Source organism: Aliikangiella litoralis, from assembly GCF_052495765.1.
Map to the genome: position 1 here is coordinate 5,600,295 of NZ_CP199292.1, position 22,736 is coordinate 5,623,030.

General features: G+C 35.0%; 23 protein-coding genes. 15 read left to right on the forward strand and 8 right to left on the reverse strand.

Annotation, left to right across the window (positions count from 1 at the left end; genetic code table 11):
• Positions 1 to 13 precede the first annotated feature (13 nt).
• The gene (locus ACT5E3_RS23475) at positions 14 to 1,501 is read left to right on the forward strand and encodes an AAA family ATPase (RefSeq protein WP_444995996.1); all 1,488 of its coding nucleotides are present in this window, start codon (positions 14 to 16) and stop codon (positions 1,499 to 1,501) included.
• A 41-nt stretch (positions 1,502 to 1,542) separates the two neighbouring features.
• On the opposite strand, the gene ACT5E3_RS23480 is transcribed toward ACT5E3_RS23475, so the two are convergent.
• Positions 1,543 to 1,950, reverse strand: coding sequence for an Hsp20/alpha crystallin family protein (locus ACT5E3_RS23480; RefSeq protein WP_444995997.1), 408 nt, complete (start codon positions 1,948 to 1,950; stop codon positions 1,543 to 1,545).
• Between the two features lie 550 nt (positions 1,951 to 2,500).
• Between ACT5E3_RS23480 and rpmE the strand changes: the two genes are divergently transcribed.
• Positions 2,501 to 2,716, forward strand: a complete 216-nt coding sequence (gene rpmE, locus ACT5E3_RS23485; protein WP_444995998.1) for a 50S ribosomal protein L31 — start codon at positions 2,501 to 2,503, stop codon at positions 2,714 to 2,716.
• Positions 2,717 to 3,019: 303 nt separating this feature from the next.
• Here the strand turns inward: rpmE and ACT5E3_RS23490 are convergent, their stop codons facing one another.
• The 3 genes from ACT5E3_RS23490 to ACT5E3_RS23500 all read right to left on the reverse strand — a co-directional run bounded on the left by ACT5E3_RS23490 (position 3,020) and on the right by ACT5E3_RS23500 (position 5,890).
• Positions 3,020 to 3,487 carry a GNAT family N-acetyltransferase gene (locus ACT5E3_RS23490; RefSeq protein WP_444995999.1) on the reverse strand — a complete coding sequence of 156 codons (468 nt, stop codon included), beginning with the start codon at positions 3,485 to 3,487 and terminating at the stop codon, positions 3,020 to 3,022.
• A 113-nt stretch (positions 3,488 to 3,600) separates the two neighbouring features.
• Complete coding sequence (locus ACT5E3_RS23495; RefSeq protein WP_444996000.1) at positions 3,601 to 4,095, reverse strand: hypothetical protein; 495 nt, start codon at positions 4,093 to 4,095, stop codon at positions 3,601 to 3,603.
• 100 nt (positions 4,096 to 4,195) lie between these two features.
• On the reverse strand, positions 4,196 to 5,890 hold the full coding sequence (locus ACT5E3_RS23500) for an NAD-dependent malic enzyme (protein ID WP_444996001.1): 1,695 nt from the start codon (positions 5,888 to 5,890) through the stop codon (positions 4,196 to 4,198).
• A gap of 328 nt (positions 5,891 to 6,218) precedes the next feature.
• On the opposite strand from ACT5E3_RS23500, the gene priA reads away from it, so the two are divergent.
• From priA to ACT5E3_RS23515, 3 genes are all read left to right on the forward strand, one after another.
• Positions 6,219 to 8,468, forward strand: coding sequence for a primosomal protein N' (priA, locus tag ACT5E3_RS23505; protein WP_444996002.1), 2,250 nt, complete (start codon positions 6,219 to 6,221; stop codon positions 8,466 to 8,468).
• Between the two features lie 185 nt (positions 8,469 to 8,653).
• A complete protein-coding gene (gene rhlP, locus ACT5E3_RS23510) occupies positions 8,654 to 9,490 on the forward strand; it encodes a rhombotarget lipoprotein (protein WP_444996003.1) in 837 nt (278 codons plus the stop codon).
• 51 nt (positions 9,491 to 9,541) lie between these two features.
• Positions 9,542 to 9,871 carry a hypothetical protein gene (locus tag ACT5E3_RS23515; protein ID WP_444996004.1) on the forward strand — a complete coding sequence of 110 codons (330 nt, stop codon included), beginning with the start codon at positions 9,542 to 9,544 and terminating at the stop codon, positions 9,869 to 9,871.
• Between the two features lie 106 nt (positions 9,872 to 9,977).
• On the opposite strand, the gene ACT5E3_RS23520 is transcribed toward ACT5E3_RS23515, so the two are convergent.
• The gene (locus ACT5E3_RS23520; RefSeq protein WP_444996005.1) at positions 9,978 to 10,376 is read right to left on the reverse strand and encodes a hemerythrin domain-containing protein; all 399 of its coding nucleotides are present in this window, start codon (positions 10,374 to 10,376) and stop codon (positions 9,978 to 9,980) included.
• Between the two features lie 312 nt (positions 10,377 to 10,688).
• Here ACT5E3_RS23520 and ACT5E3_RS23525 point away from each other — a divergent pair, with 312 nt between their 5' ends.
• Together ACT5E3_RS23525 and ACT5E3_RS23530 are read left to right on the forward strand one after the other, a co-directional pair.
• Positions 10,689 to 11,630: a YbgA family protein gene (locus ACT5E3_RS23525; protein ID WP_444996006.1), complete on the forward strand. Its 942-nt coding sequence runs from the start codon at positions 10,689 to 10,691 to the stop codon at positions 11,628 to 11,630.
• Positions 11,630 to 13,045 carry a cryptochrome/photolyase family protein gene (locus tag ACT5E3_RS23530; RefSeq protein WP_444996007.1) on the forward strand — a complete coding sequence of 472 codons (1,416 nt, stop codon included), beginning with the start codon at positions 11,630 to 11,632 and terminating at the stop codon, positions 13,043 to 13,045. The genes ACT5E3_RS23525 and ACT5E3_RS23530 overlap by 1 nt, the downstream gene beginning before the upstream one ends.
• A gap of 97 nt (positions 13,046 to 13,142) precedes the next feature.
• Here ACT5E3_RS23530 and ACT5E3_RS23535 read toward each other — a convergent pair whose 3' ends face one another.
• The 3 genes from ACT5E3_RS23535 to ACT5E3_RS23545 are packed head-to-tail and all read right to left on the reverse strand — an operon-like array spanning position 13,143 to position 15,875.
• Positions 13,143 to 13,817 carry a ChrR family anti-sigma-E factor gene (locus ACT5E3_RS23535; RefSeq protein WP_444996008.1) on the reverse strand — a complete coding sequence of 225 codons (675 nt, stop codon included), beginning with the start codon at positions 13,815 to 13,817 and terminating at the stop codon, positions 13,143 to 13,145.
• Complete coding sequence (locus tag ACT5E3_RS23540; protein WP_444996009.1) at positions 13,814 to 14,467, reverse strand: RNA polymerase sigma factor; 654 nt, start codon at positions 14,465 to 14,467, stop codon at positions 13,814 to 13,816. The genes ACT5E3_RS23535 and ACT5E3_RS23540 overlap by 4 nt, the downstream gene beginning before the upstream one ends.
• A gap of 28 nt (positions 14,468 to 14,495) precedes the next feature.
• Entirely contained in the window at positions 14,496 to 15,875 is a 1,380-nt protein-coding gene (locus tag ACT5E3_RS23545) for a DUF4397 domain-containing protein (protein WP_444996010.1), read from the reverse strand.
• Between the two features lie 147 nt (positions 15,876 to 16,022).
• On the opposite strand from ACT5E3_RS23545, the gene ACT5E3_RS23550 reads away from it, so the two are divergent.
• From ACT5E3_RS23550 to ACT5E3_RS23585, 8 genes are read left to right on the forward strand one after another with little or no spacing between them, the layout of a single operon-like run.
• Positions 16,023 to 16,562: a DUF3833 family protein gene (locus tag ACT5E3_RS23550; protein WP_444996011.1), complete on the forward strand. Its 540-nt coding sequence runs from the start codon at positions 16,023 to 16,025 to the stop codon at positions 16,560 to 16,562.
• Between the two features lie 16 nt (positions 16,563 to 16,578).
• Entirely contained in the window at positions 16,579 to 17,523 is a 945-nt protein-coding gene (locus tag ACT5E3_RS23555; protein ID WP_444996012.1) for an acyl-CoA desaturase, read from the forward strand.
• Positions 17,520 to 17,936, forward strand: a complete 417-nt coding sequence (locus ACT5E3_RS23560) for a nuclear transport factor 2 family protein (protein WP_444996013.1) — start codon at positions 17,520 to 17,522, stop codon at positions 17,934 to 17,936. The genes ACT5E3_RS23555 and ACT5E3_RS23560 overlap by 4 nt, the downstream gene beginning before the upstream one ends.
• The gene (locus ACT5E3_RS23565; RefSeq protein WP_444996014.1) at positions 17,933 to 18,697 is read left to right on the forward strand and encodes an SDR family NAD(P)-dependent oxidoreductase; all 765 of its coding nucleotides are present in this window, start codon (positions 17,933 to 17,935) and stop codon (positions 18,695 to 18,697) included. Before ACT5E3_RS23560 ends, ACT5E3_RS23565 begins: the two co-directional genes overlap by 4 nt.
• Positions 18,694 to 19,977, forward strand: coding sequence for an NAD(P)/FAD-dependent oxidoreductase (locus ACT5E3_RS23570; protein ID WP_444996015.1), 1,284 nt, complete (start codon positions 18,694 to 18,696; stop codon positions 19,975 to 19,977). The genes ACT5E3_RS23565 and ACT5E3_RS23570 overlap by 4 nt, the downstream gene beginning before the upstream one ends.
• Positions 19,940 to 20,710, forward strand: a complete 771-nt coding sequence (locus ACT5E3_RS23575) for a DUF1365 domain-containing protein (protein WP_444996016.1) — start codon at positions 19,940 to 19,942, stop codon at positions 20,708 to 20,710. Before ACT5E3_RS23570 ends, ACT5E3_RS23575 begins: the two co-directional genes overlap by 38 nt.
• 9 nt (positions 20,711 to 20,719) lie before the next feature.
• Positions 20,720 to 22,015 (forward strand): class I SAM-dependent methyltransferase, encoded by a 1,296-nt coding sequence (locus tag ACT5E3_RS23580; protein WP_444996017.1) that lies wholly within the window; start codon positions 20,720 to 20,722, stop codon positions 22,013 to 22,015.
• Positions 22,016 to 22,071: 56 nt separating this feature from the next.
• The gene (locus ACT5E3_RS23585) at positions 22,072 to 22,548 is read left to right on the forward strand and encodes a DUF2878 domain-containing protein (RefSeq protein ID WP_444996018.1); all 477 of its coding nucleotides are present in this window, start codon (positions 22,072 to 22,074) and stop codon (positions 22,546 to 22,548) included.
• The last annotated feature ends 188 nt before the right edge of the window (positions 22,549 to 22,736 follow it).

Sequence of the window (22,736 nt, forward strand, 5' to 3'; positions counted from 1 at the left end):
ATTAAGGATAACTATGAGCGGTAAAACTGATTTTAATGATCTCAGTCTATTAATTAAATCGGGCTATCCCATAATCACCATAGAAACTCATGAAGAACGCCGAACACTCAATGTTTTAGCTGAAATTGCCGCCTTCTTAAATAAGCCTCTGTTTTGCTGGGATCATGTTGATGGAATGAAGCGTATAGACTTAGCACATGATTTAGCTGAAATTGAAAATACACAAGATCCGTTAGATGCCCTCACTGAAATTAAAGCATCTAAACGCGCCTGCATGTTTGCATTATGCGATTTTCATCCACATTTTGAAGACGCTCCTAAAATTGTTAGAGTGCTAAAAGAAATAGCTCAAAACCACCAGCAAGTAGCGCACACCATTTTCTTTGTTTCTCACTCTCTTGATTTACCCGTAGAAGTGAAACGGTTCTCAGCCAAATTTCAACTTTCAATGCCAAGTGAAGAGCAATTAGAACAACTCGTTCGCCAAGAAGCAAAGCTCTGGTCAAAGGCAAACCACGGACAAAAAGTCAAAACAGATAATGAAACATTAAAAAAGTTAGTTCGCAATCTGGCTGGAATGACTTTTGCCGATGCCCGGACATTAATCCGTAACGTGATTAGTGATGGAGCCATTACAGAAAATGAATTGCCTGCAATCAACAAAGCTAAATTTGAACTCCTGGATATGGAAGGTGTATTAAGTTTTGAATATGAAACGTCAAAGTTTAGCGAAGTAGGCGGCCTCAATAATTTAAAACAATGGTTGAAACATCGGGAAGCCATTTTCCTTAACAGAGATATTCCTCTGGATCCTCCCAAAGGACTAATGCTGGTTGGCGTACAAGGCGGCGGCAAAAGCTTAGCAGCAAAATCAGTTGCAGGTATGTGGGGTGTGCCACTGCTAAGGTTAGATTTTGGGGCCTTATATAATAAATTTCACGGTGAAACAGAAAAAAATCTTCGCGAATCCCTAAAAATGGCCGAACTCATGTCACCTTGCGTATTATGGTTAGATGAAATTGAAAAAGGCGTATCTAGCGGAGAAAACGATGGTGGCACATCACAGCGAGTTTTAGCCACTCTATTAACTTGGATGGCAGAGAAACAGCAGCAAGTTTTTATTGTAGCAACAGCCAATAACATTTCACGACTACCACCTGAATTAATGCGAAAGGGCCGATTAGATGAAATATTCTTCGTTGACTTGCCAGACTTCGACTCTCGCGTTGAAATTTTTTCAATTCATATAAAAAGACGCGAGCAAAACATCGATAATATAGGATTAGCATCCCTTGCAAAAACGAGCGAAGGCTTTACTGGTTCTGAAATAGAACAAGCCGTTGTGTCAGCTCTTTATCATGCTTACTCAGAAAATAAAGCACTCACAACAGAGGCCATACTACAGGCAATAAAACAAACTCGTCCACTATCGGTTGTAATGGCAGAAAAAATTCAAGCTCTTAGGGACTGGGCACAGGATAGAACTGTTATGGCTAATTAAAAAGCCGACGAAGTTGTCGGCTTTTTTAAATTGATTTAATGTTAGTGAATTTCTATTTGAGTTAACTTCTCTTTTTGCACTTTCTTTGGCAAAGTCAGGCTTAAAATACCGTCTTTACTTTCAGCCTTTATGCTCTCTTCATCAATATTATCTGGTAATGAAAAGCTTCTTGAAAAGGAGCCATAAAAGCGTTCTATTCGATGTCGCTTTTCGTCTTTTACTTCGGTTTTTCTTTCACCACTTAAAGTTAAAACATTACTATCAATTTCAACTTTAATATCCTCTTTGGGTACTCCCGCAAGTTCAGCTTTAATCACAAAATTTTCTTCATTTTCAACAATATCGACACTAGGCGCCCATTCATTAGCTTCTTTATTAGCGGCTGAATGATGATAAGAATTAAACCAAGCATCTAAGTCTCTTAACGGATTGATACGTAACATATTCATAATAAAATCTCCTCAGAAATTAACAAATTAAAATAATTCTGAGCAAAAAGCTTTAACCGGTTTAAGTGTTTTGCTGCTGCTGATTTTAATATGGAGTTGATGTATTTTTTTTCAAGTAAAAAACTAAAAATTATCAAAAATAATTTACTCTATTTAGTAATAAAGCATCGAATATCAGTAAAGTGCCATGTTATTTTATCAAATTAATAAAACTATTTTATTATTTAAAATAAGACACAAAACTTTAAGACTTATTATTTACCTCTCTATAAAAATGAGCGCTAAGTTTTTTAATCTTTTAATAAATACTACGCCTTTCAATAGACCCCGCTTATTGACCTAAAAACTCCCCAGATGTCCAACCAAGCCTCTCCCCTTCTATGTGCAACAATCGAATACACAGCATATATGCTTAATAAGGCTTGCAATAAACGGTAGTGATCGGTAAAATCCCGCCTCCATTAAATGGTGTATGGTATTTGACCAGCTAGGCTGCATTTCACGCTTAACAGGCTCATTTGGCGATATACAAACAATTAGAGTAAATATCATGAAGACAGATATTCATCCAAATTATGCTCCAATTACAGCAACCTGTAGTTGTGGCAACAAAGTAGAAGTTGGTTCAACATTATGTAAAGACATTAATTTAGATGTCTGCTCAGCTTGCCATCCTTTTTATACCGGAAAGCAAAAAATGGTCGATACAGGTGGTCGTGTTGATAAGTTCCGTAAACGTTTCGGAGCACGTTCACTTAACAAATAATCGCCATTATTTGATAAGTTTTCGAAAAAAGACGCTTTTTAGCGTCTTTTTTGTTGCTTTTAACTCTACATTCTAAAATATTAACAAAATCAAAAAACAACATAAAACTTATAAAATCAATAGGTTATAACAACGATTGCCCCAGCTTTATTTTCCGTATTCATAATACCGTAACCAATTAGCAATCTCAGTTGAACCTTAAGGTGATTGGAAATGTAAACTGGCTAGGCTTACTTCATACTCCGCATAACCAATATATAAAAACGTAATACTTACCAAGCGTTGGGCTCAACCTTAAATAGGCTATTTGTTTTGTAATATCCTCAATGTCATAAATACACTATTTGGATCTTCTTTATAATTCGAAAATGGACCACAACATAGAAAGCCAAATTTTTCATACAATTTCCTTGCAGGGGCAAAAAACGGCATTGATCCAGTTTCTAAGCTTAAACGGGTATAACCCATTGAAGTAGCTTCATTCAAGATATGTTTTAAAATAAGTGAAGCAACCCCTTTTCCTCTAAAACTAGAGCACACTCTCATTGATTTAATTTCTGCATGCTCTTTACTCAGTTTTTTTAGCGCCCCACATCCTAACAAATTCTCCTGCTCCCAAGCAGTCCAAAATATAATATCAGGTTTTTTTAAGCTATTTATATCTAAAGCATGCTTACTCTCAGGAGGAGAAATGGATTTCATATCTGCGATATGTTCATCCAGAAAAACAGCTATCCGAGGATCGGATAAATCATCAACTTTAATTTTCACTTTACCACATACCTTCTATGTTAAATCAGAGGATATTTACAACACTTACTCTATTTCAACTTTACTCTAATTAGCTTAAGAGAATCTAAATTCAGAATAGTTTAATAATACTATCAGCTATAAACTCTATAATAAGCATCAAACACATGGAGAGCATGAAAAATCGAAAAGCCTATTGTAGGTAATATATAATGCCACGGTGAAAACCTAGCAAAATAATAGCGTTTAACCATTAAACTCAAACCAACTAACCATATTACTGGAGTTAATGCTGGTGCAGAAAACCCCAAAAGACTTTGACTCCAATTTGACTCAGGCCAATACAGCAACATCAACCAAGAAAGACAATATACAAAGCACCCAATTAAAAACAGTTTTAACCCTTGTTTCTGAATTTTGTCTTTAAAACTCATTTGAAAGAGTAGTGGCATAATAAAAATAATAATGCGAAAGAAATTTTCTCCCCCAATAATGAATGCAGAAGTACTTTCATCAAAACCTGGAGATTGATATGCTGATGGCAATTGAGAGGTAAATACAAGATTCCATATTAAAACTGGAATGATTAATAAAAAACCATTTGTTAATAAAATCTTCAGAATTCTCATAACCATTTAGTTAAACTCACAACATAATAAAAAACAGGGCATAAGCCCTGTAAAAAAGATAAGTAGCGTCGATAACGCAACTCTAAGTGCGTTAACTTATTTAGAATGATGTCCTTCGGTAATCTCGGTACTCTGGTAACCAAAAATGTTTTTCGACGGCTTTTTCTAGGACACTTCGCTCAACTTTTGTCGCGACTCCTTGCTCCATCGCCTTTAAACCAACTTGAACAGCAATATAACGGCTCACTTCTCTAATATCATTCAAATCAGGCAATAGCTGGTTGCTTTCATCTTTTACTAAAGGAGAGCAGGCGGCTAACGCTTCACTTGATGTCATAAACATTTCTTCAGTAACACGGTTTGCACCACTAGCAATGACACCCAATCCCACGCCAGGAAAGATATAGCTATTATTGCACTGAGCAATTGGAAAAATTTTCCCATCATAATTAACAGGATCAAATGGGCTACCGGTGGCAACAATGGCATTACCTTCAGTCCATTTAAGTACATCTTCAGGTAAAGCTTCAACTTTAGATGTCGGATTTGAAAGTGGTAAAACGATTGGTTTAGCACAGTTTGAGTACATACTTTTAATAACAGCCTCACTCATTAACCCAGCGACACCTGAAACACCAATTAAGATGGTTGGTTTACTTTCTTTGACTAACTCTAATAGACTAATGTTTTCTCCACTGGCACTCCAAGCAGCCACTTCAGACTTAGACTTTGCAAACTTCTGCTGAAAATCTCTCAATGGCATATCATCAGTCAATAAACCTTTACTGCTCGTTAAATAAATTTGATCAACTGCCTGTTTTTCACTAAGACCATCTTCACACATATGGGCAACTATCTGCTCAGCAATTCCACATCCAGCCGAACCCGCTCCCACAAATACCACTCGATGGTCTTTCAACTGAGTGCCTTGTGCATGACATGCAGCTAATAATGTACCGACGGTTACGGCAGCTGTACCCTGAATATCATCATTAAAACAACATAACTCATTTTGATATTTTTTTAGTAACGGAGTAGCATTAGCCTGCGCAAAATCTTCAAACTGGATTAACGCATTAGGCCAACGTTGTTTAGCACTTTGAATAAATTTATCAACAAATTTAAAATATTCATCACCCGTTACTCTTTTTTCTCGCCACCCCATATAAATAGGATCATCTAACAATTCTTGATTATTGGTTCCTACATCTAAAACAACAGGTAAGGTGTAAGCAGGGCTAATACCACCACAAGCAGAATACAATGCCAGTTTTCCAATCGGAATTCCCATGCCACCAATTCCTTGATCGCCTAATCCCAAAATCCGCTCACTGTCTGTCACCACTATTACTTTAACATTCTGCTTAGTCGCATTTTGCAGCATATCATCAATTCGATCACGATCAGGATAAGAGATAAACAATCCTCTTTTGCGACGATAAATCTGAGAAAATTTTTGGCAAGCCAGGCCTACTGTTGGCGTGTAAATAATTGGCATCATTTCTTCTAGATGATCAGTAATTAACCTAAAATAAAGCGTTTCATTAGTATCTTGAATATTACGCAAATAGATATGTTTATCTAAATCATTATTAAATTGAGAAAACTGTTGATAAGCTCTTTGGGCTTGTTCTTCAATAGTTTCAATTGTCGCCGGTAAAAGCCCTTCAAGGTTAAAAGCTTGCTTTTCTTCGACGGTAAATGCACTACCTTTATTCAATAAAGGCGTTTCCAGTAAAACCGGACCTGCATATCGAATGTACAATGGTCTTTTCTTTTGATTAAGATTTGTCATGAGTTTTATCTTTTAATTTGTCTTATAAAAGGTATGTATTGAATGTTGTATAGGACGAAAATAGTAACCTAAAGTAGTCTAACGCAACAATATGCAATTTACTGCTATATTAGGACATATTACTATTCCATAACTTACCTTAGAGGTTTGTATACAATGAAATTATAAAGCGCTTTGCTGTTAAGAACTATATCTTATCAGCATTATTTGCAAATAATTTCATTTTTTACAAAAGACAGCTAAGCATAATGCGAACACCACTTGAGAATTAACCTCATATCCCGCAAAATAGCTCAACGTCATTGATTTTAAAAATCGAAACCTATAAGTGGAACCACAAACCCCATTCCATAGCAACTCACTGATTGTTGGAGTCGCAATAGCAGTACCACTTCGACGACTGTTTGATTATATCGTTCCTTATAATTATGCCATCGAGCCGAAGCCAGGTATGCGAGTCAAAGTACCATTTGGCCACTCAACTAAAATAGGCGTTATTGTTTCTGTTTCACCGAAAAGCGAACATGCTTCAGTTATTAATGACTCTAAATTAAAAGAAATTTTAACTATTATTGATCAATTCTCACTAGTTACACCATCATTACTAAAACTCTACCATTGGATGGAAAAATATTACCATGCACCACCCGGTGAAATATGGCAAACAATGTTGCCAACCTCATTACTTAAAGGACAACCAGCAAAACAGAGCCGACAAAGCTATTGGCAAATAACCGAGTTAGGGAAAGCCGCCCTGTTTACTGGAAAAGTGAATAAAAAAGCAATAAAACAACGTCAAATACTTGAACAACTAATGCAGTCTAATCATGGTATTGCCCATGATCAAATTAATCAGTTTAATATGCCATACGCCAGCTTGAAAACACTTGCTGGAAAACTGTGGGTATCTCGTGAATACTCAACAGTAAACCCCAACATCACAAGTAATTTACCTAATATCCCAACTTCAATTCAACTCAATACTCAACAACAGGCTGCAATTGAACAGATAACACAATCACTTAACCAATATGCAGCATTCTTGCTTTTTGGTGTTACAGCTTCCGGTAAAACAGAAGTCTATTTACGACTCATTCATCATGTCTTGCAACAAAACAAGCAAGCTTTAGTGTTAGTGCCAGAAATAGGTTTAACACCACAGACACTAAAACGGTTTCAAGAACGCTTTGATGTAGAAATAATCTTGTTACATTCAGGAATGAGTGAGCAAAAAAGATTACAAAACTGGCTAAAAGCTCGTAGCGGAGATGCAAAAATAATCATCGGAACTCGCTCTTCTCTGTTCACCCCGCTCAAGAGTCCTGGAATTATTATTATTGATGAAGAACATGATCTTTCATTTCGCCAACAACAGGGATTTCGTTATTCAGCAAGAGATGTCGCTATGGTTCGAGGCAGCATAGAACAAATACCAGTTGTGTTAGGCAGTGCTTCACCATCATTAGAATCCTTACTCAATGTCACGAAAGAAAAAATTAAACGCATTAACCTTACCCAAAAAGCGAAAACATCAGCACAATTGAAATATCGAATCATTGATTTAAAAAAACAGCCTATTAACCATGGTTTATCCAGTGAACTTATCAGCTTAATAAAGAAACATATTTCACAACAAGGGCAAGTTTTATTATTTCTCAATCGACGCGGATATGCACCAGTATTACTCTGTCATCAGTGTGGCTGGAGCAGTAGTTGTCAGCGCTGCGATACCCATTTTACCTATCACCACCAAAGTCACTTCCTACAATGTCACCATTGCGGCTCAAGTCGGAAGGCGCCAAATCAATGTCCCAATTGTCAATGTGAGCAAATTGTCCCTGTTGGTTTAGGCACAGAAAGATTACAAGAAGGTGTACAGCAACTTTTTCCAGAAGCAAGAGTTAGCCGCATTGATCGTGATACAACACGCAAAAAGTCTGCCATGCAAGATTTTGTAACCTCAATAAAATCCGGTGAAGTTGATATTTTAATAGGTACTCAAATGCTCGCCAAAGGCCACCATTTTCCAGATGTAACTTTAGTGGGTTTAATTGATATGGACGGTGCGCTTTATAGTGCCGATTATAGAGCCCCTGAATATGCTGCCCAACTAATCACTCAGGTATCTGGTCGTGCAGGTCGAGCAGATAAACCTGGAGAGGTTATTATTCAAACTCACCTCGCTGAGCATCCCATGTTACATGAAATCATTCACGCAGGTTATTCTGACTTTGCACAATCAGCTATTCAAGAAAGAATAGAAGCAGAGCTTCCTCCTCATACGTTTTCTGCTATGTTTCATGCTGAGTCACCTCAAATAAATTTTGTAAAACAATTTTTACAAGAAGTTAAAGCAATACTCGATAGATATAGTGATCTAAAAGTAGAACTACTTGGGCCTGCACCCGCTGTTTATGTTAAAAAAGCAGGTAAATTTCGTTACCAGTTATTTTTACATACGAACAATAGAAATCAATTACACCAGCTATTAGATTTAACACTGCCAGATATTGAAAAATTGAAAACGGCTAGTCGTGTTCGCTGGAGAATTGAAATTGATCCTGCAAGTGATTCATAAAATATAATACTCTCGCACTCAATATATCCATATCATAAACATTAATTTATCAATAGATAAAGAACATAAGAGTTGTATATATTGCAACTCAAAGGTTCAACATACACCGCTTTTACGAATAAAATAGTCTTTTTCAGAAACAAAATTTAGCCTGTTTGGTGATTAGGCAACCAAAGAGATTAATTATGTCATTATTTAGTAAGTTTCATTTAAAAAAATTTATTTGGATTATTCTGGGAACGGTTTTACTAAGTGGATGTTTGCATCAAGTCCAACGTGGAACATCAAGTAACTTAATTAAATATTTATATCCAAATGGTAAAAAAGTTGTTCATTCAAATGATCAGTTACCTCATTTAAAACTCCCCCTAAGAGTTGGTATTGCTTTTATTCCAGAAACATCACCGAATATCCATAGCTCATTATCTGAAACCGAAAAATTAAAGCTGCTAACTAAAGTTTCGAAAAAATTTGAGAATCTACCTTACGTTGATTCTATTGAGATTATACCTGAACTTTATATGCGTCAAGGAAGAGGTTTTTCAACTATTTCACAAATTGCCACATTACATGATATAGAAGTTATGGCTTTAGTGTCTTATGATCACTTGTCTATCACTGAAGAAAATAGACTTTCACTGGCTTATCTTACTGTCGTCGGCGCATTTTTTATACCGGGAGAAACAAGTCATTCACAAACTTTTGTTGATACTGCAGTTTTTGATGTTGCCACCCAAAAACTGCTATTTCGAGCACCTGGAGCAGCAACCATAATCAATGATCATAGCTTTATTGGTAAAGTAGAACAATCCAGACAACTAAGAAACTCCACTTTTGAACAAGCAACCGAAAAAATGACAATAAATTTAAGTCTAAAACTCGAAGAGTTTAGAAAAAGAGTAAAAGAAAGAAAAACAGTTGAGGTTAGCTATCGTAAAGGCTATTCTGGTGGTGGAAGTTATCATTGGCTTGGCTTAATATTCCTGATTTTATTAGTTAAGTTTTCTCGAAATAAAATATAAAAATGATATTTAATACTGAACAAAATCGGCAATATAAATAAGAGTAACACTATGAAGTCTATATCAATCAAATATTATTTAGTAATTGTTTTTCTTTCAACTTTATTTGCATGCTCAAATACAGAGGAAGACAAAAAGAATCAAACACCTCCACAAGATAAACAAACCAATATACCAGCGACTACTTCTGACAATAAGTCAGTTGCATCTCCTGAAGTGACAACATCATTAACCAAAACATCTCAACCGATTTCTGAGTTAAACAATAACGCGGAAAAAAACAAGTATGATGAAACTTATGTTGTACCTAATCGTTTTCCATTAAGCGAAAAAGATAAAAAATCAGATAAAAAAGAAAAACCAACCAAAGACAACAAATAAAAATAGCCTTTAGTAACAATAAGCTCAATAGAGAGGAAGAATTCTGAGTCCCAAAAAGCACTTTGGGACCAGAACTGAGGAAATTAAGATTAATAATTCACATAGTTTATGCAATATCACGGTATTTAGCATAAATAATATTTTCTTCTTTATGTATTCTTTGAGATAAAATCGCTAATAGTGTTCCAAAATCTTTTGCAAACTCTAATCCAGAACCGCCATTAGAGTATTTATCAAAAAAAGCCATTGCATCTTTTGATATTTTATCCATGTCTTTAGCAAACATATCAAGTATTCTTTTTAACTCAGGATTTGATTGAGCAGCACTTTTAAGCAGCGGATAAAGCCGCTCATCTTCTTTTTTTAAGTGTGCTAATAAGCTTTTTTTAACTAAGCGCAATTTATTTTGTCCTTCACTAGAAGTCACACCTAACATTTTAATTTGGTTTAAGTTTCCAACGATATTTTTATGCTCATGCTGTAATTCATCGACTAATTTGGCCATTTACTTCTCCGCTTTATTTTATTTAATGCAACCCAAAAATCTTAGATAGTCCTAACAATTTTATGGTCTTTAATAAAAGTAGCATATAAAAAATACTTTAATGTAAATATTTAATTGACGCTCCCATCGACTCTTTAAATATTTTTTATTGAGATAATAAATAGCTGTAAATATATAAAGTAGGCTTAAACATGAATATTATTATATCTACTTATTGATATAATTATTAAACTTTTATTGATCCAATTGCTTATAAGTTACGTAAAGATATTAAAGGCTAGATTGAATTTAAATAAAATAGAGGTAATATCAATGATAAAAGTCGGTATCAGCCAATGTTTACTTGGTGCTAAAGTGAGATATGATGGCGGTCATAAACAAAATAAATTTTGTAAAAATCATTTATCTAGCATATTTGAATTCGAATCTATCTGCCCGGAAGTGGGTATTGGTATGCCTATACCCCGCAAAACACTCAGATTAATTGGCGATCCCAGTTCTCCAAAAGCTGTTTTGAGTGAAAATCACAATATTGATGTAACAGAGCAATTAATAGATTATGCCCAAAAAAAACAACACGTCTTATCTCAATTAAGCGGTTATATTTTCTGTAAAGCCTCTCCAAGTTGTGGTGTAGAAAGGGTGAAGGTTTACAATAGTAAAAACCAAGCCGAAAAAAAAGGGACTGGTATATTTGCTGCCAAAATTCAATCGATGTTTCCACTACTCCCTATTGAAGAAGATGGCCGCCTGAATGATCCCTTGCTAAAAGATAGCTTTATAAAACGCGTTTACTTATACAATGAATGGAAAACACTACAAGAGTCTGGAATAACAACGAATAATCTTTTAAAATTTCATGCTAGACACAAAATGACATTATTAGCGCACTGTCAAAAAACTTATCGTAAATTAGGGCCTATTTTAGCATCTGTTACTCCAAATACCTTACAAAGCATTTCTGAAACCTATATTAAAGAACTAATGTTAGCATTACAACATCCAGCAACACGACCTAACAACACCAATGTACTTATGCATTTACAAGGTTTTTTGAAACACCACCTTTCACCAGGCGATAAATCAGAATTAACTCAATGTATCATTGACTATAGAAAAGGTATTCAACCGATACTTGCACCAATCACATTATTAAAGCATCACTTTAAACATTTTCCTGTAAAATATGTCTCTAAATTATCCTATTTTGAGCCTTATCCAAAAGAGCTCGCTATACGAGTGACAACCTGTTAATGAATAAAATAAATTTAGTCTGGTTTAGAAATGATTTAAGATTAGATGACAACCCGGCACTTTTTAGTGCAATGGCAGATAAAAGCTCTGCGACTATTGCCGTGTATTTAATGTGTGAATACCAATGGGATATTCACACGATTGGCATCAATCAAAGAAAGCTCATTATTGAAAAGCTAAAAGAACTTAAAAAAAATCTTAAAAAGTTAAATATTCCATTACTGATCATTAATTCAAAAAATTTTACATTATCAACATCTACCTTAGTAGAACTTTGCCATAAACTAGATATTCAGGCATGTTACTTTAATACTGAATACTTAATTAATGAAAGAGTAAGAGATAAAAAATTTGTTGAAAAAATATCAGAACATATCAAGTGTTATCGCTTTAATGATCAATCCCTTACACCACCATGGGATATTGTCAATGGACAGTCACAAGGCTATAAAGTATTTAGCGCTTATGCACGAGCTGTACACCAATACTTAGATCACTATCCTGTAACAACGCTCCCTCCCCCCCCAAAAAAAGCGACCAGTAACTTTAAGCTCATCGAACAAAAACAGCTTGAAGGATTTGATTTATTAACACTAGATTCAATAACATCCAAAAGCTCAATACAGCTTCCTAATATTAAAGAAAAATTTCTGTTAGATAAGCTGAATTCTTTTTGCAAAAATGATATAGAAAATTATCAAACATTAAGAGATATACCTTCAAGCAACGGAACATCACAATTATCTGCAGCGCTGGCGATTGGTGCAATTTCTGTTAAACGTTGTTATGAAACAGCCAAACAGTCTTCGCCTCAAAATGCTCAATGCTGGATTAATGAGTTAGTTTGGCGAGACTTTTATCGCTCTGTTGCATGGCATTTTCCACGAGTTGTAAAGGGACATGCTTTTAATCCAATAGAAAGTAAACTTTTATGGTCAAAATCAGCAAAACATCTCAAACAATGGAAAAATGCAGAAACAGGTATCCCAATTGTTGATGCAGCAATAAAGCAACTGATTACAACAGGCTGGATGCACAATCGATTGCGTATGATAGTGGCTAGTTATTTAACTAAAAATTTATGGATTGATTGGCGAGAAGGAGAGCAGTTTTTTGCAAATCATTTATTCGATTATGATTTTGCAAGCAACAACGGGGGCTGGCAGTGGTGTGCTTCTGTAGGCACAGATGCAGCTCCCTACTTTAGAGTATTTAACCCAGCCTCTCAGCAAAAAAAGTTTGATCCTGAAGCAACATTTATAAAACAATGGTTACCTCAGATAAGCAAACAACCAGCTAAATTAATACATCAATTTGAAACTCGTTTACTTGCTGATTACTATCCACCTCAGGTTGATTTAAAATCAACTAGAAAGCAAGCAATAGAAAGCTTTAAAGCAGCTAAAAACACTTAAAATGAATAAGCGTTAATCATTTACAAAACATCAAAAAAAGGTGCTAAGGCACCTTTTTTTTAAAACAGTATTTCAATCAATTATTAAGCTTTATCACTTAACGATTAAACCAATTAATCAAAGGTCCTAAAGCCCCTGTAAACTTTAATGGTGCATCTGTCACAGCGAGACAAATGCAACCCTTACTACCTGCAATTGGCTGATGTTCGTTCGCTTGGTTTTGCTCAATAAAAGCACCTCTTTCATACTGTCCCTGATTATCACTAAAATTACCTTCTAAAACAAAGGTAAATTCTCTACCACAGTGTGTGTGCTTTGGTATTTTAGCATGAGGCGAGAACTTAAATAGCTCGACATCATATCCAGGAAAGTCCATCTGTATTTTTGCACGAGCAATATTGCGAGTAACATTTTTCCAAGGCAAATCATTTAACTGTCTATTATTTAATTGCTCAAATAACACAACATCAGAACGAGCAATCGCAATATCATCATACGCTTCATCAACGGTATCAGGCAATTCCTCAATATCATTTAATAATTGATCAAAAGAACTCATGTCCGCAGCCATAGAGTTAATAGACTCATGTTTTATATTCGTTGTCGTATCAATAGATTCCAAAGTGCTACCGCCAATCATCTCTAGCTCTTTGATTTTTTTCTGGCAAATTTTACATTCATATTGGTGCAAACCAATAGCAACAGCCAATGGTGGAGCTAGCTGGCCGCTTGAATACTTCAATAATAATTCTATATCTGGGTGGTACTTCATAATAACTCTCCTCCCATGTGGGAGCGTAAAATTTTAAGTGCACTCCGTATTCTCGATTTTACAGTGCCAAGACTTAGTTCAAGTTCTTGTGCAGCGATTTGATGACTCTTATCTTCAAAATAAACTTTCTGTAATACGTTACGTTGTTCATCGTTGAGTAGTTTAAATAATGAATGAAGTTCTATTTTATCTCGTCCACTTTGTAAATTTTCGAGATGATCATCCTCTTCTAGTGCTTCAGGGGTATTTTCATCACTACATTCGTCAATTTTTTTACGTCGTAAAAAATCAATCCGTAAATTCCTCACGATAGTGAATAGCCACGTTGAAACATTGGCTTTATCAGATTGATAAGTTGAAGCTTTTTGCCAAACCTTTAGAAAAACTTCGTGAGTCAGTTCTTCAGCATGAGACGCCATACCTTTTTGAAAGTAAAAGGATTTAATTTTAGGTGAAAAATGCAAGTAAAGTGCTTTAAAAGCATTACGGTCACTATGTTCGGCAACCGCACGCAAGTGTTCACTCCAAGGATTTGGACTTTCACCTTTTACTTCATGGTCAGAAACACTGCTCATATTAACCTTAAGTTTTTGAGAACTTGTTACTGGCCAATATACTAGATTCCCACTCATTTGTCTTTTCGCTTGCATTTTTCTGCCTACTATTTGCTACTAAAAACTACTGAGTAACCGCAAAGTCATCCAATAAGATAACACCTAATGGAGCGCCTCCACCGGCATTATCTCTTGCAATTACAGAGTAAATTCCCGATGCACTTAAGTTGACATTTAATGGACCAATAGCAATATCTTTTGTACCTGCTGGCGTTACAACGACATCGTAACTACCTGGAGTAATAGATAAAAAGTTGGTATCCGCTAAAAATGGCACACCAGCTAAGGTTGGTTCAATATCACTAATATCAGCATTAGGTGCTACCAAATAAAGGTCAACATCACTTGCGGTAGGGCTTGCATGGATAATACGTAGTTTTGCTTCTGTCGCGATTCGGCGATTATTGGCAGTTAACACCAATGGTGAAATTGAAGCTAAATTATTGGTCGCAATAACATTGTAAGCATATCCAGCCATAATATTGAGATCAGCATCGATTACTACAGGAGTCATTTCACCATTAGGAACAACTTTCACATTGTAATTAGCTGGTGATAAGTCAACATATCCTGCATATTCTGCATAAGCTAAGTTGGTAATGAGTGGTGCTTGAAAGTTATCATTTGCAATAACATCAACTGCAGGTGCATCTGGAGAGGCATGCACAACTCTCACAGCAGCAGGTGTATCAGCATGGAGTATTGGCGTTACTTGTCCTTGTGTATTGACCAAAACTAAATTAACAGGGTGTGAACCAGGGCCAGTGTTAGTAACAGCCGCAACAACAAAATCGCCTCCCGAAGGTAATGTTTGAGTCCCAGAGTCATAAACTACAGTCTGAGGATCGCCAGCTAACGTAATTCTAATCTGATAGTCGCCAGCAGCAACTTCGGTTGCATCAAGACTGCCTTTAAATTCAGCGGTGACTAAAGGTGCTGACTGCGCTAAGTCAGCACCAGGCGCAGTTGCATAAACATCAACCATAGGAGCATTAGGCGCAGCATGAACAATTTGCAACCTAACATTACCGTTACTAACACCATTATCACTTCGAGTTAAAACCAGTGGTTCTATATTGGCAGTATTGTTAACAGCTAATATGGTGTAAATAGTCTCGACAGCAAAATCAGCCGTAACATCATCAAATGCATTGATAGTCAATTCATCGGGTAATATCGCTTTAACACCAACGGTATGAGAACCTACAGAAATAGGGCTAATGGGTGTAGCTTGTAAATAGTCGACATCTTCAGCAATGATATTCCCATCTAAAACCAAATCAACTTTGGGAGCATCAGGAGAAGCGTGGATAATTTGAACCCGCGTGTCAGGTGAAGTTTGAGGGTTTTCAGTTGTTGTTTTATTATCACTATCACAGCCAGTTATCCCTAGAAGTGCAGCAAAAGCAAACACTGAAAAAATTTTATTATTTAATTTTTGCATAACATTTTCTCTCATTATTGATTAACAATAACAATAAATACGCAAGAAACTCACTTTGGATCACTCTCCACTCAAATTAAAAAATATTGTGATGATCTGTTTATTTTATTGAGCGTATATATATAAAAAAGCATGAAGGGAAAAATTATGAAGTACATTATTACTAGCAGTCTTATCTTATTATTATCGGCCTGCTCATCCTCTCAATCTTATCGAGAAAAAAGCCTACCAGCATTAAACTTTGAAAAATTCTTTAGTGGCTCGTTATGTGCCTGGGGAATTGTTAGACACAGAGATGGAGAGATCAATCGTAAGTTTATTGCCAACATCAATGCCTATAAAAAAACAGAGCAAGTCATATTAGATGAAAAATTTGTCTTTGACGACGGAGAAAATCAATCTCGCACTTGGATTTTTCAACAAATCAATAACAACTGGATTGGTAGTGCAGGCGATGTTGTTGGCCAAGCAACAGGTAAAGTTATTGGTGACTTACTTCATTTAAACTACAGCCTATTAATAAAACAGGATAATGGTGAAATAGAAATAGATATGGATGATTGGCTACACCTGATAGATGAAAACACCCTAATGGGAACAACAAACATGACTAAATGGAATATATCTGTTGGAAGAATAGATATAGTGATCCAAAAGCAAAATAATAACGTAACTACTTGTCTATAAAATACAAAGGCACTGTATGAAAACTTCGTATCAAAATTTGCTATCACAAAAGCTGATGTTATTAGCCGCTTGGTTTGATAGTAGTAAAACAAACAATCACCAGAGTGATTCAATTAGCTTGTTGAGAATATTGCCCTTCATAGCTATTCATCTAGCGGTTTTTGCTGTGATATGGGTTGGCTTTAGTTGGTTTGCTTTTTGGACTGCAGTTACACTCTATTTGATAAGAATGTTTGCCATAACAGGCTTTTATCATCGCTATTTTTCACATAAAAACTTCAAAACCAGTCGTCTTGTTCAATTTATATTTGCATTTATTGCCTCAACATCAGCCCAGCGAGGACCTCTGTGGTGGGCATCTCATCATAGAATACATCATGCAAAGTCAGATACTCTATTGGATCCTCACTCTCCTAAACATAAAGGTTTCTTTTGGAGTCATACATTATGGTTTTTATCTGATAAAAACTTTTCAACCAACTTTTCTAAAATAAAAGATTTTGCACAATATAAAGAACTAGTGTGGTTAGATCGCTTCGACTTTTTCGCACCGACATTATTAGCAATCTCACTTTATCTAGCTGGGGAGATAATCGCAAAATTTCATCCACAATATGAAACCAATGGCTTACAATTATTAGTCTGGGGATTTTTTATATCGACAGTGATTCTTTACCACGCAACTTATACTATAAATTCTCTTGCCCACCGATTTGGTCAAAAACGATTTAAAACAAAAGATGATAGTAGGAATAATAGTTTGCTAGCTATTTTAACATTAGGTGAAGGTTGGCATAACAACCACCACTACTACCCAGGAACGGTAAGACAAGGTTTTCAATGGTGGGAGATTGATATTACATTTTATTTATTAAAAATAATGAGCTGGTTCGGTCTTGTATGGGACCTGAAGCCAATACCACAACGAGTCAAAAATGAAATGAGACGAGGCATTCAATGATAACCCAACAGTTCATGAGCTTGTATCAAGAGTTAGGCTCGTCAAATATTGAAAAGTTAAATTTAATTTACGCGAGCAAAATAAAGTTCATCGATCCTTTTCATGAAGTTAATGGCCTTAACAACTTAAAAATTTATTTTACTACTCTTTATGAAAACGTCAATGATATTAATTTCGACTTTGAAAAACTAATTGAAAATGACAGTGTCTTTTATGTTCAGTGGAATATGACATTACAACACTCTAAAATTAACAAGAATAGAAAATTCACTGTTCCTGGAACGACTTATTGTGAAGTTAACAGTGATAATTTAATCATTTTACATAGAGACTATTTCGACGCTGGTGCCATGTTATATGAAAATTTACCAGTTATTGGAAGATTAATACAGTGGGTAAAGAGAAAAGTATGAGTACCTATAACTTCAATAATAAGCGGGTTTGGATAACAGGTGCATCTAGTGGTATTGGTTTAGCTTTAGCTAAACGACTACTTAATCAAAATGCAAGAGTCGCAGTAACAGCAAGAAGCCAAACCAGCCTAGAAGAAATATATGCACCTTTTGAAAAAGCTTTAGTAGTGCCAGGAGATATAACTGACTTATCAGTAAACCAAAGCATTATTACCAAAATAAAAAAACAATGGTCAGGATTAGACTGTGTCATTTTAAACGCAGGTTCAGCAGAATATATTGATATAAAAAACTTTTGCTATCAACCTTTTGCCAATATGATGACAACTAATTTTTTATCTATTGTTAAAGGCGTTGAAGCCACATTGCCAATACTCCGTCAATCAGATTCACCTTATTTAATAGCAATGAGTAGCAGTGTTGCCTGGCAAGGTTTACCACAAGGCCAAGCATATTCTGCCAGTAAAGCAGCAATAAGAAATTTATTTCAAGGTTTAAAAATACAACTATCAAAAGAAAACATCGATGTTAGCTGGATTTGTCCTGGATTTGTAAAGACCCCCCTGACAGATAAAAACCAGTTTTCTATGCCAAGTCGAATAAGCGCAGAAGAGTCAGCCGAGATTATTTATAAAAATCTGACAAAAAAAACGACGGAAATTCACTTTCCAAAACGTTTTACTTACTTATTAAAATTCATATCAATTCTACCCGCTGGGTGGGGTTCAAAACTACTTAAAGGAACGGTACCAGAGCAATGAAAATAGCAATAATTGGAACAGGTATATCAGGTAATGTAGTTGCTTATCATCTCAATAAACAACATGATATAAGTGTATTTGAAGCATCAGACTACGTTGGCGGCCATACTCATACTCACGATGTAAAAATCGGTAATGAACAACATAATATTGATACTGGGTTTATTGTTTTCAATCAAAACACCTACCCTAACTTTATCAAATTACTATCTGAATTAAATGTTGACTACCAGTTAAGCAATATGAGTTTTAGCGTTCAGTGTGAAAAAACCAATTTGGAATATAATGGTTCTAGCTTAAATCAGCTTTTTTCACAAAGGCGTAATATTTTTAGACCGTCTTTTTATAAAATGATAATGGATATCCTAAGGTTTAACAAAGAAAGTCTAGAACTGCTATCTGACACAGAAAACAACTATTCGCTAGGAGATTATTTATCTAAAAATAATTACTCTCAATACTTCATTCATCACTACATCATACCAATGGGAGCTGCTATTTGGTCAACCGATCATAATAGCATGCTAGATTTCCCTGCTCGTTTTTTTGTACAGTTTTTTCATAATCATGGTATGCTATCGATCAACCAAAGACCAGATTGGTTTGTTATAAAAGGTGGTTCGTCACAATATATAACTCCCTTAATAAAACAACATAAAGATAAAATTCGCTTATCAGCAAAAGTACAAAATATTAGACGTACTCCCAATAAAGTTTTTATTAAAGCAAAAGGGGCAGAAGAAGAGTCTTTTGATTACGTTTTTATCGCAAGCCATAGTGATCAAGCTTTATCAATGTTACAAAACCCTTCAGACATGGAATTAAAAACTTTATCCGCAATCCCATACACTGATAATGAAGCAATATTGCACTATGACGATTCGGTTATGCCAAAAAGAAAGCGGGCTTGGGCGGCGTGGAATTATCATCTTACCAATAATGAACAAAAGCATGTCACCATTTCTTATAATATGAACATACTACAATCTTTAAAAAGCCAATATACCTTTTGTGTTACCTTGAACCCATCTCAACCCATTGATGAAAGTAAAATTATAAAAAAGATACAATATACACATCCATTTTTTACCTTAGATGGCGTTAAAGCACAAAGAAACCACAGCGCTATTAATGGAACTAGCCGAACCTACTACTGTGGAGCTTATTGGCATAATGGTTTTCATGAAGATGGTGTAGTTAGCGCTCTGCAAGCATTAAAAGACTTTAACCAGGAAATAGGTAATGAACAGCAAAATATACTTTGGCCACGTTCGGCATAGACGCTTTATGCCCAAGAACCATCAGTTTAACTATCAATTATTTATGTTATATATTGATCTTGATGAATTACCGAATTTATTTAAACAGTTTTGGTTTTGGTCAAAAGACAAAAAGAACCTGGCTTCATTTAAAACAACCGATTACTTCAATAAAGAAGGCTGTATTCGTACAGCGTTAAAAGACGAAATAAAAAAACAATATCAAGTGACCATAAAAGGTCCTATAAGAATGTTAACTCACTTAAGATACTTTGGGCATTGTTTTAACCCGGTCACTTTTTATTACTGTTTTGATCAATCAGGAGATAATATCGACTTTATTGTCTCGGAAATAAATAATACGCCTTGGAATGAACGTCATCGCTATATCATGGATAATCGAAATGCACAACTGGTAAAAGATAACTCTATTTTTATTGAAAGCAAATTTAACAAATCATTCCATGTTTCTCCATTTTTGCCAATGGATTTAACCTATCAATGGCGCTTTTCACTTCCTGATAAAAAGCTATCGGTTTTTATGCAAAATTTTCATGAAAACGATAAAGTATTTGATGCATCGCTATCACTTAAATCTCAACCAATCAACTCAAGAAATATGGCAAAAGCTTTAGCAAAGTATCCTTTTATGACTTTAAAAGTTGTTTCAGGGATTTATTGGCAAGCATTTAGACTTTGGTTAAAAAAGACACCTTTTTACACTCATCAACAAGCCGATCATTTATCGAATTAAGGATATATTATGAATTCTACCCTATCTATTAAAAACTCGGTTAATCAATTAACTAATAAACAAAAATCTTTAAATAATAGTTTCTTATCCTATTGGTTAAAAAAAATTATTATAAAACGCCTGAAAACATTACAACTAGGACAACTCACACTGGTGGATGGTAATAATCAATATCACTTTAAAGGCAAAGAAATGTTAGATGTTACGGCGGAAGTTCACGTACTCAATGAACAGTTTTATCAATTTGTTGCATTTGGTGGTAGCCTGGGTGCAGGTGAATCTTATATCAACGAATATTGGCAAACACCAGATCTCACTAAAGTGATTCAATTATTTGCACTTAATCAATCCGTACTCAGCGAAATGGATAGCGGCTTAGCTAAATTAACCTCTCCATTAAAACGTTTTTTTCATTGGTTAAATAAAAACACTCATCATGGAAGCCGTAAGAACATTGTCGCTCATTATGATTTAGGGAATGATTTTTTTAAGCAGTTTCTCGATCCAACCATGATGTATTCATCAGGCATTTTTTACTCAGAAGAAGATTCTATGGAACAAGCTTCAAATAATAAATTGAAGAGAATTTGCGAGCAACTAAGACTTAGTGAAAAAGACCATGTAGTAGAAATTGGAACCGGTTGGGGTTCATTTGCTATCTATGCAGCAGAAAACTATGGATGCCATATAACCACCACAACAATTTCTGATGAACAGTATGAATATGCAAAGGAAAGAATTAAAACGAAAGGACTCAACAAAAAAATCACCTTACTTAAACAAGATTATCGTAATTTAGAAGGACAATATGACAAACTGGTTTCTATTGAAATGATTGAAGCCGTCGGCCATCACTATTTCGACACGTTTTTTAAAAAGTGTAGTCAATTACTCAAACCTAATGGCGAAATATTATTGCAAGCTATCACCATCATCGATCAGAAATTTGAGCAATCAAAAAAAGAAGTCGACTATATTAAACGCTATATATTTCCTGGTAGTTGTATACCTTCAGTTGATGCAATCAGCTCGAGTATAAAAAGCTCAACCGACATGCGCATACAAAATTTATATGATATTGGAATGGATTACGCATTAACATTAAAAGCATGGCGAGAAGCTTTTTTTAACAATATAGAAACTATCAAATCATTAGGCTATAGCGATGCATTTATTCGCATGTGGGAATTTTATCTCTGTTATTGCGAAGGTGGTTTCAGAGAGAGAGTTATTAGTAATGTACAACTTCATATTGTGAAGCCTCATGCAAGAGTGCCGTTAGCTTCAACACAAGTGAGGAATTAATTATTCCTATTTGGTTAAGCTGTTTATTCTTCCAAATTGGCTGGTTACTCATTATATTGGGTAGCCAGAGCAATTTATATTGGCTTATTATTCCCTTATCCATAGCTTATTTATTGATTGAATATTTTCGTATAAAACCTTCTATCAAACAATACCTTTCAAGAATGCTATTGGCTCTAATAGGCATTGGGTTCGACTCACTACTCACTTATTGTAACTTAATAAAATTCAACGAACTCAGTGCATTAATTCCAACCTGGTTAGTTCTTTTATGGTTTTGGTTTGCTCTCACCTATAGTGGTTGCTACCAATGGTTAGGCAATAAAACGTTCATCGCAATGTTTATGGGAGGTATTTTAGGACCTTTAACATACTGGGGAGCCACTCACTTGACCTCACTAAAAATCATCAATGCAACTGGCTTTTTTGCCATTAGCATAATATTCTGGTCCGTTCTATTTGCTTCAATTCATGGCTCAAAAAAATTGCAAAAAATATTTTTCAATAATTCTGCCAAAATTAAAGAAATGTGACAGTTATAATCATAAATTATAAAAAAAATCGCTTATTTAGTCTGTTAACGTGAATTTTTCCGATACCTTATTATTGAAGCAATGATAGACTTGACGGTTCTAATTCTATTGTGCTGGGTTAAAATCGGCGTTAAATTCGATGTCAAAAGATGAAAGTATCTTCTAAAGTACATGTTTGAAAGGTAGTA